Genomic DNA, 15,604 nt, shown 5'->3' with positions numbered 1-15,604 from the left:
CCCGGCCGGGAGCCGCTCAGCTCATGAGCTTGGCCACGAGGGCCTGGGCGAACTCGGGCGTGATGTCCCCGTAGTTGAGCGAGAAGTCCTCGTCGACCTTCGCGGGCAGCAGCCCGGAGCACAGGACGGCGGCGCGGGCGTAGAGCCCGGCCAGCTCCGCGCCGATGGGCACGGAGAGCAGCTCCAGGTCGGGGTCGTAGGAGACGATCGGCACCCCGGCCTGCCGGGCCGCGAAGTGCTTGCCGATGCCCGAGGCCACGAAGCGGGCGTGGCCGGACTCGACGTCGGCCGGGGTGCGGAACGCGTACCGGGTCCGGTGGTGGTGGTTGATCCGGTACAGTCCCGGCCGGTTCCGGTCCTCGGTGTGCTCCCACGTGGCGTCCTCGGGGACGAAGCGCTCGGCCACCCCGTTGTACTGCATCTCCGCCCGCCGCAGCTGCTCCTCGACCTCGGACAGCGGGGGCAGGGTCTCCAGCATCGCGGGCCCGGCGTCGAAGACGACGTCGCACAGCCCCACCGGCAGCGCCTCCTGCAGCGTCCCGAGGTCCACGTCCTGCAGCAGGGTGGTCCCGTGGTCCTCGGGGGAGAGCACCACCACGGACGCCTCCTGCGCCGCGGCGGCCTCCGCGACCACGGCCTCCTTCTCCGGGGTCCAGCCGCCGGTGAGCAGCACGGAGCCGTCCACGAGCTGGGTGAGGGAGGGTCCGCAGACCTGCCAGCGCCGCACCGTCCAGTGCTCGTCGCGGACCACCTCGAGGAAGCCGAGGGCCTGCAGGTGGCCCACGAACCACTCCTCGAAGCGCTCGGAGTCCTCGAGCTGGCGGGCCACGATCGACAGGCTCGAGCGCTTGCCGCCGCCCAGGAAGGTGAGGGCGTCCCGGAACGGCGCCCAGGATGTCGGGTACTCCCCCTCGTCCGGGCCGATGAAGCGCAGCGCCTCGACGGATCCGGTGGAGGTGAGCGCGGAGGGCTTCGTGAGCCGCCCCGGATAGCGCTTCTGCAGCCCGCACTGGGCGCACTCCCCGAAGATCCACGGCGCCTTCGCCTTGGGCTCCATGGCGGGCAGCACGATGCGGTGCCGGCCGGTGGCCAGGCAGGAGCGCCCCTCCGGCTCGGGCAGCACGTTGGTGCGCTCGAGCAGCAGCTGCCCCTCGGAGGAGTGCCAGCCGGGGGCCCCGGGGACCTCGTGGTCCCCGGCCGCCTCCCGCGCGGACAGGTTGTCGAAGGCGCCCTGCACGTACCGCTCGGGCAGCTCCGCCACGATGCCCGCCGTGACGGGCCACAGGGGCTCCTCCTCGACGTGCACCATCTCGCCCTCGTAGCCGAGGGAGCGCTGGGTCAGGTGGAAGGACGAGTCCCGGAGCTTGAACTCACGGCGCTGCCGGACCGTCCGACCCGCCTTGAGGACCAGGGTGTAGTCGTTGGGCTTGAGGGTCCGGTCCGCCCGCGCCATCGGCGTGCCGTGCAGCGAGATCTGGAACGGCGGCACGCGCCCCTCCACGAGCTTCGCCTTCTCCAGCTTGAAGGAGTGCGGGTTGCGCCACTCGCACTCCACGCTCAGGGGCGCGTCCGTGTCCGAGGTGATGGTCACCTGCGGGGGCCGCAGCGCGGACCAGCGCACCACGTCGCCGGGGATCCGCAGACCTCCCGAGAGGGTGATCGCGGGGACCAGCCGGGGCACCAGGCCGGAGAAGTTGTCGTTGGCGGTCAGCTCGGGGTTGCCCGCGCGCAGCACCTGCACGTCGTCGAACATCACCCAGCCCTCGGCGAGACCGTGGGTGCCGGCCTCGACGAAGCGGTAGTCCGGGGACGCGGAGTCGTCGAGGATGCGCTTGATCTGGGCGATCCACTCGGGCTCGTCCCGGACCATGATCCGGCACGGCCAGGCCGCGGGGATGTGGTCCACGGAGATGAAGGTGTCCGAGAAGCCGTCCTTGGCGAAGATCACGACGGGACGCGGGTGGCGCTCGAAGCGCACGTCCCCGGCGCTGAGCCGCAGGCTCCCGCCCAGCAGCGTCCCCGGGTCCATCCTTGCGGTGTAGGCGGAGACCCCCACGAAGGCGTCACCGATGAAGGACAGGAACACCGTGCGAGGCCCCGCCGTGGTCTCGAGCTCCACCTCCCGGCCGGAGAGGAAGCGCTTGGGCACCACGAAGCCCAGCTCGAACACGGGGTTGCCCACGTAGTCGGTGCTGTCCGTGAGGGACAGCGAGCACGACTTGACGGCGCTGCGGCCCGGCCCCCGGCCGTTCGCGCGGACCTCCGCGCGGGCCTGCTCGCGGGACTGCTCCCAGACCGCGAGCTCCGCCAGGGCGATCTCGAGGCCGGGCTCGCGGGTGAGGGGGTTCGCCCAGACCTGCTTCATCGCCTTGGACGCCTTGGTCTCGGCCATGTCCAGCCAGAAGTCGAGGTAGACCCCGAGCTCGGCCGCGGAGAGCCCCTGGGCCGTGGTCATCCCCAGGTCCTCGAACATGCGGTGCAGCTGGCGCCGCTCGGCCTCGCCGAACATCGTCTGGGACAGCGCGAGCCCGACCGGCCGCTGGTTCACCGCGTACGCCGTGGGCAGGCCGATCTCGCCGTTGCGCAGCTCGAGCCAGTAGCGCAGCGCGTCCCAGTAGGCCTCGGTGTCCTTCTTGAAGGACGACTCGAGGGCCTTGGCGTTCTCCGGCCCGGCCTGCAGCAGCACGGTCAGGGGCAGGAAGAACGCGGAGACGGACTTGTTGCCCGTCCGCGCGGCCAGGGTCGACATGTGCCGTCCGGCGAGCGCGAACAGCGCCAGCAGGGCCACGACGGGCGGCGGCGGGATCTCCGCGATGGAGTCCAGGCTGCGGCGGGTGGCGCGGTACCACTGGCCGTTGAGCCGGTTGAACACGTCGAACACCGAGCGCCGCCCGTCGTCGGTCACGAGCAGGGGGGTCACCGAGTCGGCGAGCGCCCGCAGGGTCGCGGGACCGTCGAGGCCGCGCTCCTCGCCGATCGCGGCGAGCGTCTTGTCGTCGAGGTCGAGGTAGATCAGCTCCCCCGCCCGCTCCGGGCCGAAGAAGGCCGCGCAGACGGCGTCGTTCCAGCGGAGGTAGGCGAGCTCCTCGGCACTGTCGGCAATGGCATGGTCTCCGAGGCGGAGCCCAGCAGTGTCGGGCACGAGTCCTCCGTCCGCGGCCGCACGTGGGGCCGCTGTCGTCGTTCGAGGGGTCGCCTCGATTATAGAGAGCCCGCGAGCCCGCTCCGCACGCCCGGCGTCGCGGCCCGATACGGTGGGAGGATGCACTCCCCTCCTGGTCCCCTCGTGGACTCCCGGCGGCTCGTCGCCGCCTCCGGGCCCGCCGTCTTCCGCCGCGGCCAGGAGTACTTCCGCACCGGGCGCGTGCGCGCCGTCCGGTGGGCCCAGGGCGCCGAGGGGGCCGGGCGCCTCTCCGCCGAGGTCGAGGGCACCGGAGCGGTGTACTCGGTGTCCGTGCACGTCGGTGCGGGCGGCGCGCCGGGGTCCGCGTGGTGCAGCTGCCCGGCCGGGGGCTTCTGCAAGCACGCCGTCGCCACGGTGCTGCGCCACAACTTCGAGACCGCGGTCCGGGCCCACCAGCAGGGCGGCACCGCGGCGCCGTCGTCCCCGGCCGGCGCCCCGACCCGGGAGGGTCCCGCGTCCGCGCGGCGGGGCGGCGCGAGCGACTGGAAGGACGCCCTGACCGAGATCCTGGGCGGCGAGGGACCGGCGGAACCGCCGGCCGAGCAGACCGAGGGCGTCGCCCTCGAGTTCGACCTGCGCCGCGAGCCGTACCGGTACGTGCACGGCACGGGCCGCGCCGGGTCGCCGTGGCACCTCTACGTCCGCCCGGTGCGCCGGGGCCGGCGGGGCGGGTGGATCAAGGGCGGGCTGGACTGGGAGACCGTCACCGCGGACGCGGGTCAGTGGTCACTGAACCCCGCGCAGGTCGACTGGTTCGACGAGCTCCGGGCGCTCAGCGCCACCCGCTCCCCCTACGCGGTGCACGACCGGCACTGGATCCGGCTCGACTCCTACGCCTCTCCCCTGCTGTGGGGCATCCTGGCCCGGGCGGAGGCCGCCGGGATCTCCCTGGTCGGCCGGGAGCACGGGCTGCCCGTGACGGTCGAGGAGCCGGGACGCTTCCACGTGGACGTGCTGCGGGGGCCCGGGAAGGACCTCGAGCTGCGCCCCACGGTGGACAGCGGCGGCCGCCGGATCGCCCTCGGCACCGCCCGGATCATCGGCGACCCCGGGCACGGGCTGTTCTCCCCGGACGGGGACCCGCAGGCCGTCGCCGACACCGAGGACCTCAACGTCTTCCCGCTGCGCCTCGTGCCCCTGGCCACCCGGCTCACCCGTGAGCAGCGGCGGTTCCTGGACACGGCGGGCGGTCTGCGGATCCCCGAGGACGAGGTCGAGGAGTTCTTCGACCGCTACTTCCCGCGCCTGCACCGCAGCATGGACGTGGACACCGGGGACGGGTCCATCGAGCTGCCGCAGGTCGCGGACCCCGAGCTGGTGCTCACCCTGGAGCACCAGGAGCTCACGATCCGCGCCCGCTGGGAGTGGGAGTACCAGAAGGGCCGGGACCGGATCCTGCTGCCGTTCCGCCCCGAGGACCCGCTCGCCGACGAGCCCGTGCACCGCGAGTCGTCCTGGGAGACGGCGGTCACCGCCGCGGTCCGCCACCGGGCACCGGGCGTGGACTTCCGCCGCTCGAGCTACGTGGCGCAGGACGCCCTGGTGCTTGTGCGCGAGTGGCTGCCCGCCCTCGAGAAGGTCCCGGACCTGCGGATCGAGCACACCGGAGGGCGCCGGGCCTACCAGCAGATCGCCGACCCGCCCACCATCACCGTCAGCACCGCCGCCACGGAGCGCCGCGACTGGTTCGACCTGGGTGTCACGGTCAAGGTGGGCGAGTTCTACATCTCCTTCGCCGACGTCTTCCGCGCCCTCGACCTCGGCCAGGACGTGATGCTGGCCCCGGACGGGTCGTGGTTCTCCCTGGACCGCCCCGAGTTCGACCGGCTGCGCGAGCTCATCGCCGAGGCGCGCTCGCTGCAGGAGACCCCCGAGGGGCCGCTGCGCATCCACCGGCACCAGGCCGGGCTGTGGCAGGACTTCGAGGACGTCGCGTCGGACACGGACCAGGCCGAGGCCTGGCGGGAGGGCGTGCGCTCCCTGCTCGAGCTCGAGGCCGTCGAGGCGCCCCCCGTCCCCGCGACCCTGCACGCCGAGCTGCGCCCGTACCAGCGCGACGGCTACTCGTGGCTGAGCGTGCTGTGGGACCACGGCCTGGGCGGGATCCTCGCCGACGACATGGGCCTGGGCAAGACCGTGCAGGCGATCGCGCTGATCTGCCGCGCCGTCGAGCGCGACCCGGACCTCCCGCCGTTCCTGGTGGTCGCCCCGACCTCCGTGGTGCCCAACTGGACGGCCGAGATCCGCCGCTTCGCCCCGTCCCTGCCGGTCGTGGGCGTGACCGACACGCAGGCGAAGGCCGGCACCGAGCTCGCGGACTCCGCCGCGGGCGCCCGCGTGGTGGTGACCTCCTACACCCTGCTGCGCCTGGACGAGCCCGCCTACCGGGGGATCGCCTGGGCGGGGGTGCTCCTCGACGAGGCGCAGTTCGTGAAGAACCCCCGGACCAAGGCGCACCGGGCGGCGAAGGACCTCGACGCCCCGTTCAAGCTGGCCATCACGGGCACCCCCCTCGAGAACAGCCTCGTGGAGCTGTGGGCCCTGCTGTCCCTGACCGCGCCCGGCCTGTTCCCGTCCCGGCGGAAGTTCACGGAGACCTACCAGCGTCCCATCGAGCGCGGGGAGGACGCCGCGGCGCTCGCCCGGCTGCGCCGCCGCGTCAAGCCGCTGATGCTCCGCCGGACCAAGGAGTCCGTGGACCTCGAGCTGCCGCCCAAGCTCGAGCAGACCATCGAGGTGGAGCTCTCCCCCGCCCACCGCAGGATCTACGACACGCGCCTCCAGCGCGAGCGGCAGAAGGTCCTGGGCCTGCTGCGCGACCTCGACCGCAACCGCTTCACCATCTTCCAGTCCCTGACCACCCTGCGCCTGCTCAGCCTCGACGCGTCCCTCGTGGACCCCACGGCGGACGTCTCCTCGAGCAAGCTCGACCTGCTCTTCGAGCACCTGCCCGAGATCGTGGCGGAGGGCCACCGGCCCCTCGTGTTCAGCCAGTTCACCAGCTTCCTCAAGAAGGCCGCGGCCCGCCTGGACGAGCTGCGGATCCCCTACGCCTACCTGGACGGCTCCACGACGGACCGGGCCCGGGTGCTCGAGCGGTTCACGTCCGGCGAGGTCCCCGTGTTCCTGGTGAGCCTCAAGGCCGGCGGCTTCGGGCTCAACCTCACCCAGGCCGACTACTGCTTCCTCCTGGATCCGTGGTGGAACCCGGCCACCGAGGAGCAGGCCGTGGACCGGACCCACCGCATCGGCCAGCAGAAGAAGGTGATGGTCTACCGGCTCGTGGCCCGGGACACGATCGAGGAGAAGGTCATGGAGCTCAAGGAGCGCAAGGCCAGGCTGTTCACCGCCGTGCTGGACGACGACAGGATGTTCTCCAGCGCCCTCACGGCCGAGGACATCCGGGGCCTGCTGATGCCCTGACCTGCGGTTTCGTCCACCGATGCTCGGCGGGCCCGTCACATTTCCCCGCACGCGCGGGAACCGGCGAGCAGGGACTAGCATCGGAAGTGCGCGGTATCGTGCGGCGACGTGGTGCCGTGCGGCGGCGTTGCCCCCTCGGCCCGGGCGCCTTCCCCGAGCCGTTCCGACCGTCCGAGCGGAGGACCTTCCATGCCTCACGCCGTGGCGGGCCTCGCAGCCTTCGTGGAGCGCTATGGCTCGCTCATCCACGCGATGGCTGACCGAGGAATGACCCGCGGCCAGGTGCGGATGCGGTTCCAGCTGCTGTTCCCGGAGGAGTCGACCACCCTCCTGGACGCGGCGATCGCGCACCTGGGGCAGCGCTTCCCGCAGGACGCCTCCGCCCCGGAGATCAACGACGGCGCGATCGGCGCCGGCGTCTGGCTCGTCATGGCCCAGCACCTCGGCCTGGACCCGGCCCCGGACTACGCGGCCCTGAACCTGAGCGCGGCCCTCGTCCGCGACGTCACCGCGCTGCTCGCGGCGTCCGACGCCGACGGCGCCCTCACCCGGCGGTGCCTGGGCCTGATCGGGGCGGCGCAGCAGCACTGCCTCCAGAACCCGCCCTACCGTCCGCTCAGCGCGCACAGCTACGAGATCGCGCGGCTGGCGCTGTGCACCGACTCCGACTTCCTGTGCGTGCTCGCCAACCACTGGCCCGTGCCCGAGCGCACCGTCTCCCAACGCCTGGGCGGCGGGCGGTGGGACGTGGCGCTCGAGCGGATCGGGCTGCGGGCCGGTGCCGAGCCCGCCCTCGAGCACGCCTTCACGGAGGAGGAGTACGCGACCGCCGTGACGGCGTTCCTCTCCCACTGCCGCAGCACCGGTCACCACCCCACCACGGCCCGCTACGGCCGGTGGGTCGTCGAGCAGGAGGCGGGCAGCACCCGCCGGCCCTACTTCGACGGCGTCCGCCGGTTCTTCGGCTCCTGGGAGGAGGCCATGCGCTTCGCCTCCGCCCGCCAGCCCGCCGGCGACCCCCCGGGGGAGGGCTTCGCCGACACGAGGACCTGGTCCGACCTGGCCACGCCGGAGGCCCAGGAGATGCTGGGCCGCGCCGGCATCGGCGTGGTCCTCCCGGACGAGGTCGCCCCGGTGGCCGACGAGGACGTGTGGGAGGACCTGCGCCGGCTCATCGCCACCGTGCTCGCCCGGCTGCCTTGGAACGACTTCCTCGTCGTCGAGTACGAGCGCGACGACGACGGGACGGAGGCGCCCGTCGCGTGGGCCGGGGTCGGCCCGCACGGCGTGGAGTGCGCCGTGGTCTCGGGCGGACAGCTCACGGACGCGGCCTGGCCCGTGGACGCCACCTTCTTCCACGAGGACGAGTGGAACGAGCCCGCGGGCTGGGACCAGCCGTGGACCACCGCCCCGCTGGGCTTCCCGGAGGCGGCGCAGAAGCTCGTCGAGGGCCTGCGCTTCGGCTGGGGCTGCGCCGACCCGTACCGCTTCCACTGGGGCGTGGGCTCCTTCCCCGCCGAGACCCGTGACGAGGCCTCCGTCATCGCCCCCGATCGCCGGCAGTGGCGCACGCCGGCGGCCCCGGACACCGTCGACTCCTGAGACCCGCCGGCCGACTCATATGCCGGACATGGAGAATCATGCGGGATCGATATTTATCTCCGGGAAACCTGCGCCCTAGGCTGGCACGGTCCACCGTTCTGCCACCCCGCGTTCTGTCACCCAGGAGCACTCCATGAGCCGCCACGTGCCGAGCACCACCCGGCCGACCGGGCAGTCCGGCCGCGGACTCCGGCGGGACTGGTCCGCGTCGGCGACCCTCGCGGGACTCGTGGCCGTGGTCGTCTCCTACTCGGGACCCGTGCTCGTGGTCCTCGAGGCCGCCCGGACGGGCGGGCTCAGCCCGGAGCTCACCTCCTCCTGGTTGTGGGCCATCTCGGTCGGCTCCGGCATCACGTGCGCGATCATGAGCGTGTGGACCCGTCAGCCCGTCATGGTCGCGTGGTCCATCCCGGGGGCGGCGCTGCTGATCACCTCGCTCGGCAACTACTCCTTCTCCGACGCCGTGGGCGCCTATGTCGTCACCGGCGTCCTGGGCCTGGTCCTGGGCGTGACCGGGCTGATCGGGCGGATCCTGGCCGCGGTGCCCAAGCCCATCACCGCCGCCGTCCTGGCGGGCGTGCTGTTCCCCTTCTCCATCAAGGTCGCCGCGGCCGTCGTCGAGAACCCGTGGGTGGCGGGCGCCCTCGTCCTCGGCTACCTCCTGGGCCGGCGGTTCTTCCCCCGCTACGCCGTCTTCGCCGCGCTGGCCCTGGGCGTGCTGATGGCCGTCGTCCGGGGGCGGATCGAGCCGGTGGTCCTGGACCTCTCCCTCACCCAGCCGGTGCTGACGCTGCCCACGTTCTCGTGGGACGCGATCGCCGGGATCAGCATCCCGCTGCTGATCGTGACCGCGGCCGGGCAGAACGCCCCCGGCCTGGCCATGATGCACACCGCCGGCTACGCCGCCCGGGACCGTCTGCTGCTCGGCGCCTCGGGCGTCGCGTCGGTCGCCTTCGCGCCCTTCGGCAGCCACGCCCTGAACCTCGCCGCCGTGACCGCGGGCATCGCGACCAGCCCCGAGTCCCACCCGGACATCGGCCGGCGCTACGTGGCCGGCGTCTCGTGCGGATTCTTCTACATCCTCTTCGGCCTGTTCGCGGACACCATCGTCGCCGCGTTCTCGGCGATCCCTCCGGGGATGATCACGGCCCTCGCCGGTGTGGCCCTGCTGGGCGCGCTGCAGGGGTCCTTCTTCGACAGCATGCACCCCGGCCGGCACCAGCCTGCGGTCATCGAGGCGGCGCTCATCACCCTGGTGGTCACCGTCTCCGGGATCGCCCCCTACGGCATCGTCTCCCCGTTCTGGGGCATGCTCGCGGGCATCGCGGCGTACGCGATCCTGCGCCGCCCCGCGACGGCCGGTTCCCGCTGAGCGGCCCGCACGGCTTCGGCGCACCGAATCCCGGGGGCGCCGCCGCCGGTCTACACTCGTCGGGAAGCGAAGGGGAGTAGTTCCCGGGTGCCTCGCACCCGTCGGTCTGTCGCCATCCCGGTCTCGACGAGGAGTCCCGGCAGCCCACCCGTGCCCGCGGGCGAACGAGACCTTCCCGACCACACCGCACCCCCGGCCGGCCCCCGCGCGCCCCGAGCCGCCCGGGCCCGAGGAAGGCCCCATGACACCCGCACCCGACGCCGAATCCCCCGCCCCCCGGGGAGATCCCGCCCGCACGGACCGACCCGAGCGCGGGCAGATCCGCCGCTGGCGCAAGTACCTCGCGGAGGAGCGCGCCGAGGCGCGGATCTACAGCCTCCTCGCCGCCCGCAGCACCGGCCGGGAGCAGGAGATCCTGCGCCAGGTCGCCGAGGCCGAGCATCGCCACGCCGAGCACTGGGTCCGTCTGCTCGGCCCCCACGTGGGGGCCGAGGCCCGCCCGTCCCTGTACTCCCGGCTGCTGATCTTCCTCGCCACGCACTTCGGCTCCGTCTTCGTCCTGGCACTGATCCAGCGCGCCGAGAGCCGCTCCCCCTACGAGCGCGAGCAGGACGCGTCCGACGCCATGGCGGCGGACGAGGCCGTGCACGAGGAGATCATCCGCGCGCTCGCCACCGAGGGCCGGCACAAGCTCTCCGGCAACTTCCGGGCGGCGGTCTTCGGGGCCAACGACGGCCTCGTGTCCAACCTCGCGCTGGTCATGGGCGTGGGCGCCACCGGGACCTCCCCCGGGATGGTGCTCTTCGCGGGGATCGCCGGCCTGCTCGCGGGCGCGCTGTCCATGGGGGCCGGGGAGTTCGTGTCCGTGCGCTCGCAGCGCGAGCTGCTCGACGCCTCCCAGCCGACCCAGGTGACCCTGCACGTGGCACCGAACCTGGACCTGGACGCCAACGAGCTCGTGCTGATCTACCGGGCGCGGGGCATGAGCGAGGAAGCCGCCGAGCACCGCGCCGCGGAGCGGCTGGGCTTCTTCGAGTGCGACTGCGACCCCTCCCGGTCGTTCCAGGACACCGTCGAGGACGAGCCGGCGCCGCACGCCACCATGGCCCTGGGCACGGACCTGGGGGCGGCGGCGTCCAGCTTCTGCTTCTTCGCCTCCGGCGCGATCATCCCGATCGTGCCGTACCTGGCGGGTCTCACCGGGGTCCTCGCGATGGTCGTGGCCCTGGTGCTGGTCGGGATCGCGCTGCTGGTCACCGGAGGCCTCGTCGGGCTCCTCTCCGGGGCCTCCCCCTGGAAGCGCGGGCTGCGCCAGCTGGCCATCGGCTACGGCGCCGCCCTGGCCACCTATCTCCTCGGGCTGCTGTTCAACACGAGCGTCGCCTGATCGGGGCCTGAGGGTCACGAACGCGAACAGACCCTGTCCTCACTTCCGGGGACAGGCGGGGGAACCGAGGGAACGGCACGAAGACCGGCTCGACGGTGAACGGCCTGGTCGGAGCGGCATTCTCCGCCGATCCGCCACTCGCGGGCCCGAGGGGTCGGCCCCCGGGACCGCAACGACCGGGCGCTCACGGCCCGCCCCGGGAATTCCCTGACAAAATCGGATGCGGACGCGGTACCGGTTCGGATAAGGTTGCGATCGTGGTGAGAACCACAGCAATGGGGGAAATTGCACGGGTCGGACCGATTCGGACGCACTGGGGGGTGCACCGTCTGCGGCATCCGTGTTCTGAAAGCCGCTCAGCCCACGGCTCTCCTCTGTTGAGGCGTTGAACGCCTGCCGATGGCCGCGGGTCCTCCATGGGAGGCGCATCTCTCCCCGCGCCGGGCGGACTCCTACCGCCCGTTCCCGCGGCCATCGGTCTACACCGCACCGGCTCCGCCCCGGTGGCCCTGCCCGGCACGCCGTCCCGGGCCCCTGCACCCCTGGGGCTAGGATCGTAGGGCCGCGCGCGCCCTCGCCGAGACCGCACCGCGCGGCGCACCCGTCACCAGCGCCGAGGAGCCCACCCATGCCCGCCCAGGGGACCGTCGAACACGTCCTGACCGTGCACTGCCCCGAGGCCCACGGGCTCGTCAGCGCCATCACGTCCAACCTGACGCAGCAGGGCTGCGACATCTTCGACGTGAAGCACTTTTCCGACCGTTTCACCGACGAGTTCTTCATCCGCTGCCACACCGTCAGCGAGGCCGGGACGGCCACCGTCGAGTCCTTGACCGAGGGCTTCGCCCCCGTCGCGGAGCAGCACGACATGCGGTTCCGGCTGGTCCCGGTGCAGCGCCGGACCCGGGTGCTCGTGCTGGTCTCCCGGTTCTCCCACTGCCTGACGGACCTGCTGCACCGCACCCGGATCGGCGAGCTGCCCATCGAGATCGTGGCCGTGGTCTCCAACCACCTCGACCACAAGAGCCTCGTGGAGTGGCACGAGGTCCCCTTCCACCACATCCCCGTCACGGCCGAGACCAAGCCGCAGGCCGAGGGCCGGCTGCTGGACCTCGTGGACCACTACGACGTCGAGCTGGTCGTGCTGGCCCGCTACATGCAGGTGCTCTCCGACGAGCTGACCCGCGAGCTCTCGGGGAGGTGCATCAACATCCACCACTCGTTCCTGCCCTCGTTCAAGGGCGCCAAGCCCTACCACCAGGCCTACGCCCGGGGCGTGAAGATGGTGGGGGCCACGGCCCACTACGTGACGGCGGACCTCGACGAGGGCCCCATCATCGCCCAGCGGGTCATGCCCGTGGACCACGCCCACACCCCGGCGGATCTCGTGGCGGTGGGCCGCGACGCCGAGATGCAGGCGCTGTCCCGCGCGGTGAAGTGGCACGCCGAGGGCCGCGTGGTGCTCTCCGGCAACCGCACCATCGTCCTGGTCTGAGCCGAGCCCCCGGGGCGCCCGGCGGTCACGCGCGGCCGGCCGCCCGTCCCGAGCCGTCGGCCGCCCCGAGGGGCTCCACCCGGACGACGGCGCCCGTCTCGAGCGCACGCTGCGCGGCGTCGGCCACCCGGGAGGCGGCCACGGAGTCACGGGCCGTGCAGGGACTCGGGATCTCCCCGCGCACCACACGCACGAAGGCCGCCATCTCGCGGCGGTAGGCCTCGGCGAAGCGCTCGTGGAACGTGGTGTGCGGCGGCCCTGCCGGGAAGCCGACCCCCGGCTCGGCGGAGCGCATGGCCATGTGCTCGTCCATCCCCACGGCCACCGAGCCCTGGGGGCCCTGCAGCTCGAGCCGCACGTCGTGGCCCGCGCCGTTGTATCGGGTCGCGGCCACGGTGGCCACCGTGCCGTCGTCGAGGGTGAGCACCGCGAGGGCGGTGTCGACGTCGCCCACCTCGCCGATGCGGGGATCGCCGTTGTTGGATCCGCGGGCGTACACCTCGACGACCTCGCGGCCGGTGATCCACCGGAGGACGTCGACGTCGTGCACGGAGCAGTCGCGGAACAGCCCGCCCGACGTCGCGAGGAACTCGAGGGGCGGCGGGGTCATGTCACCGGTCACGGCGCGCACGGTGTGCAGCCGGCCCAGCTCGCCCGCGGCGCAGAGCTCCCGGGCGCGCACGTAGCCGGGGTCGAAGCGGCGCTGGTGACCGATCTGCACCACACCCTGCACGCGCTCGATCTCGTCCAGCAGGGGCAGCGCCTCGTCGACGGACAGTGCCACCGGCTTTTCGCAGAAGACCGGCAGCCCCGCCTCCAGCCCGACCCGGATCAGCTCCGGGTGGGTGGCCGTGCCGGTCGCGACGACGAGGCCGTCCACGCCGTCGTCGAGCAGCGCCCGGACCGTGGGCCGCGGCGTCGCACCCGTCCGGCCGGCCACGGCGGCCGCCTGTTCGGGCAGGGCGTCCGTGATGCTCAACCGCACCGCGGGCTCGCCCCCGGGGTCGCGCAGCGCGGCGAGGTGAGCGGCGTGCACGGCGCCGATGCGGCCGGCACCGATCAGGCCGATCCTGACGGTCATGGCGGGACTTCCTCTCCGGAGGGCGCGGTGGCGTGGGACCGGCCCCGTGCTCGGGGATGCTCCGAGGACGCGGGGCCGGAGTCAGTCCGGGCGCGAGGGAGTGCCTGGGACTCGAGAACAGCCCGTCGTGGAGTCATGGACGTGCTCCTGATGTCGCCGCGGGGTCTCGCTCCTCGAGGCACCGTTGCGCCCGTGGTTCATCCTGAGTGACCTGGATCACCGATGTCAATAGAATGTATGGACATATGTACATCCACATGTCCACAATGGAGGAAGTCCGCAGTTGTGCACGCACGGCCCAGCCCCTGGAGGTCTCCATGTCCGGCCCACTCCACCTCACGGTCGACAAGTCCTCCCCCGTGCCGCTCTACCACCAGGTGGCGCAGGGGCTCGAGGACGCGATCCGCAGCGGTGAGCTGCCCCCCGGGACCAAGCTGGACAACGAGATCGACCTCGCGAACCGGCTCAACCTGTCCCGCCCCACCATGCGCAAGGCCATGGACCAGCTCGTCCGCGCCGGCCTGCTGGTGCGCAAGCGCGGAGTGGGCACACAGGTGGTGGGCAGCCAGGTCCGCCGCTCGCTCGAGCTGACCAGCCTGCACGAGGACCTCCAGCGCAGCGGGGGCAGGCCCAGCACCACAGTGCTGGACTTCGCCCGGGTGCCCGCCGACGACGAGGTGGCCCTGCTGCTCGGACTCGCACCGGGCGACGAGGTCTACCACCTCGTGCGGCGGCGCAGCACGGACGGCGAGCCGCTGGCCCTCATGGAGAACTGGATCCCCGGCAAGCTGTGCGAGCTCACGCGTGAGCAGCTCGAGGACGAGGGCCTGTACTCCCTCATGCGCGGCCAGGGCGTCAACTTCCAGCTCGCGCACCAGCGGGTGGGCGCGGTCTCGGCCGACGCGTTCCAGGCGGAGCAGCTGGGCGTGGAACCCGGTGCCGCGCTGGTCAGCATGCACCGCACGGCCATGGACGACCTCGGCCGCCAGGTCGAGACCGGCCGGCACGTGTACCGGGCCGACAAGTACACGTTCGAGCTCACCCTCGTCCAGCGCTGAGCGCGGGAGCACCGCCCCGGCCCGGGACCACCGCACGACGACACCGGAAGGCACACCGACCTCATGCGCACCGACACCTCCCGCCGCGAGTGGGTCCACCCCAAGGATTCCGCCGCCCAGGACGGCTGGTTCGTCTCGCTCGGCGGCCACGACTCGGCCACCGAGGTCCCCGGCTGGGCCCACACGGGCCTGCGCGTGGCCGACCTCGGCCCGGGTGACCGGATCGCCCTGGACGCCGCCGAGGAGGAGCGCATCGTGGTGCCCCTCTCGGGCAGCTTCACGGCCGAGACGGGCGGGCAGGGCTACGAGCTCGCCGGCCGCCCGTCCGTCTTCGCCGGTCCCACCGATGTCCTCTACACCGGGATCCGCCGGGACCTGACCGTCTCCACCGGGACCGGCGGCCGGGTGGCCGTGGCCTCGGCGCCCGCTCGCGCGGAGCACCCGACCCGGCTCGTGGGCCGCGAGAAGATACCGGTGGAGCTGCGCGGCGCGGGCAGCTGCTCCCGTCAGGTGCACAACTTCGGCACGCCCGCCGCGCTCGAGGCCGACCGGTTCATCGTCTGCGAGGTGCTCACCCCCGCCGGCAACTGGTCCTCCTACCCGCCGCACAAGCACGACGAGGAGAAGGACGGGGAGACCGCCCTCGAGGAGATCTACTACTTCGAGACGCAGCTCGCCGAGGGCATGCCCGTGCCGGAGGGCGGCGGCACCGATCCCATGGGCTACCAGCGGGTCTACGCCTCGGACGACCGCCCCATCGACGTCAACGCGGAGGTGCGCTCGGGCGACGTCGTCCTGGTGCCCTACGGCTGGCACGGTCCCGCCATGGCGACCCCCGGCTACGACCTGTACTACCTCAACGTCATGGCCGGCCCGGGCCGGGTGCGCGAGTGGCTCATCAGCGACGACCCCCACCACGGCTGGATCCGCCGGACCTGGGACGAGTCGGCCGTCGACCCGCGGCTGCCCTTCGGCCGCTGAGCACCCTCGGCACCGCCCGTG

9 protein-coding genes are annotated in these 15,604 nt (G+C 72.8%); 7 read left to right on the top strand and 2 right to left on the bottom strand.

The features are described 5' to 3' along the window. Window positions 1–16: 16 nt before the first annotated feature. The gene (locus ACH9D2_RS17150) at window positions 17–3,142 is read right to left on the bottom strand and encodes a hypothetical protein (protein WP_396364034.1); all 3,126 of its coding nucleotides are present in this window, start codon (window positions 3,140–3,142) and stop codon (window positions 17–19) included. 120 nt (window positions 3,143–3,262) lie between these two features. On the opposite strand from ACH9D2_RS17150, the gene ACH9D2_RS17145 reads away from it, so the two are divergent. From ACH9D2_RS17145 to purU, 5 genes are all read left to right on the top strand, one after another. After that, window positions 3,263–6,607, top strand: a complete 3,345-nt coding sequence (locus ACH9D2_RS17145) for a DEAD/DEAH box helicase (protein WP_396364033.1) — start codon at window positions 3,263–3,265, stop codon at window positions 6,605–6,607. Window positions 6,608–6,796: 189 nt separating this feature from the next. Continuing rightward, window positions 6,797–8,209 (top strand): TY-Chap domain-containing protein, encoded by a 1,413-nt coding sequence (locus ACH9D2_RS17140; protein ID WP_396364032.1) that lies wholly within the window; start codon window positions 6,797–6,799, stop codon window positions 8,207–8,209. Window positions 8,210–8,342: 133 nt separating this feature from the next. After that, window positions 8,343–9,581: a benzoate/H(+) symporter BenE family transporter gene (locus tag ACH9D2_RS17135; protein WP_396364031.1), complete on the top strand. Its 1,239-nt coding sequence runs from the start codon at window positions 8,343–8,345 to the stop codon at window positions 9,579–9,581. A gap of 241 nt (window positions 9,582–9,822) precedes the next feature. After that, window positions 9,823–10,968, top strand: coding sequence for a VIT1/CCC1 transporter family protein (locus ACH9D2_RS17130; RefSeq protein ID WP_396364030.1), 1,146 nt, complete (start codon window positions 9,823–9,825; stop codon window positions 10,966–10,968). Window positions 10,969–11,596: 628 nt separating this feature from the next. Continuing rightward, window positions 11,597–12,463, top strand: coding sequence for a formyltetrahydrofolate deformylase (gene purU / locus ACH9D2_RS17125; protein WP_396364029.1), 867 nt, complete (start codon window positions 11,597–11,599; stop codon window positions 12,461–12,463). Between the two features lie 25 nt (window positions 12,464–12,488). Here purU and ACH9D2_RS17120 read toward each other — a convergent pair whose 3' ends face one another. After that, window positions 12,489–13,544, bottom strand: a complete 1,056-nt coding sequence (locus ACH9D2_RS17120) for a Gfo/Idh/MocA family protein (RefSeq protein ID WP_396364028.1) — start codon at window positions 13,542–13,544, stop codon at window positions 12,489–12,491. A 317-nt stretch (window positions 13,545–13,861) separates the two neighbouring features. On the opposite strand from ACH9D2_RS17120, the gene ACH9D2_RS17115 reads away from it, so the two are divergent. Both ACH9D2_RS17115 and iolB read left to right on the top strand, forming a co-directional pair. Then, window positions 13,862–14,602 carry a GntR family transcriptional regulator gene (locus ACH9D2_RS17115; protein ID WP_396364027.1) on the top strand — a complete coding sequence of 247 codons (741 nt, stop codon included), beginning with the start codon at window positions 13,862–13,864 and terminating at the stop codon, window positions 14,600–14,602. Between the two features lie 63 nt (window positions 14,603–14,665). Then, the gene (gene iolB, locus ACH9D2_RS17110; protein WP_396364026.1) at window positions 14,666–15,583 is read left to right on the top strand and encodes a 5-deoxy-glucuronate isomerase; all 918 of its coding nucleotides are present in this window, start codon (window positions 14,666–14,668) and stop codon (window positions 15,581–15,583) included. Window positions 15,584–15,604 lie beyond the last annotated feature (21 nt).

Source organism: Kocuria rhizosphaericola (assembly GCF_044462205.1).
Taxonomy (GTDB): Bacteria; Actinomycetota; Actinomycetes; order Actinomycetales; family Micrococcaceae; genus Kocuria; species Kocuria rhizosphaericola.
Note: the sequence above shows the minus strand (reverse complement) of the source record. Positions and strands in the feature narration are given on the sequence as shown.

What these genes read in the sequence shown, in the direction of transcription:
- ACH9D2_RS17140 (WP_396364032.1), top strand. Translation starts at nt 6,797, where the DNA reads ATGCCTCACGCCGTGGCGGGCCTCGCAGCCTTCGTGGAGCGCTATGGC.
- ACH9D2_RS17120 (WP_396364028.1), bottom strand. Translation starts at nt 13,544, where the DNA reads ATGACCGTCAGGATCGGCCTGATCGGTGCCGGCCGCATCGGCGCCGTG.
- ACH9D2_RS17130 (WP_396364030.1), top strand. Translation starts at nt 9,823, where the DNA reads ATGACACCCGCACCCGACGCCGAATCCCCCGCCCCCCGGGGAGATCCC.
- iolB (WP_396364026.1), top strand. Translation starts at nt 14,666, where the DNA reads ATGCGCACCGACACCTCCCGCCGCGAGTGGGTCCACCCCAAGGATTCC.
- ACH9D2_RS17145 (WP_396364033.1), top strand. Translation starts at nt 3,263, where the DNA reads ATGCACTCCCCTCCTGGTCCCCTCGTGGACTCCCGGCGGCTCGTCGCC.
- ACH9D2_RS17135 (WP_396364031.1), top strand. Translation starts at nt 8,343, where the DNA reads ATGAGCCGCCACGTGCCGAGCACCACCCGGCCGACCGGGCAGTCCGGC.
- purU (WP_396364029.1), top strand. Translation starts at nt 11,597, where the DNA reads ATGCCCGCCCAGGGGACCGTCGAACACGTCCTGACCGTGCACTGCCCC.
- ACH9D2_RS17115 (WP_396364027.1), top strand. Translation starts at nt 13,862, where the DNA reads ATGTCCGGCCCACTCCACCTCACGGTCGACAAGTCCTCCCCCGTGCCG.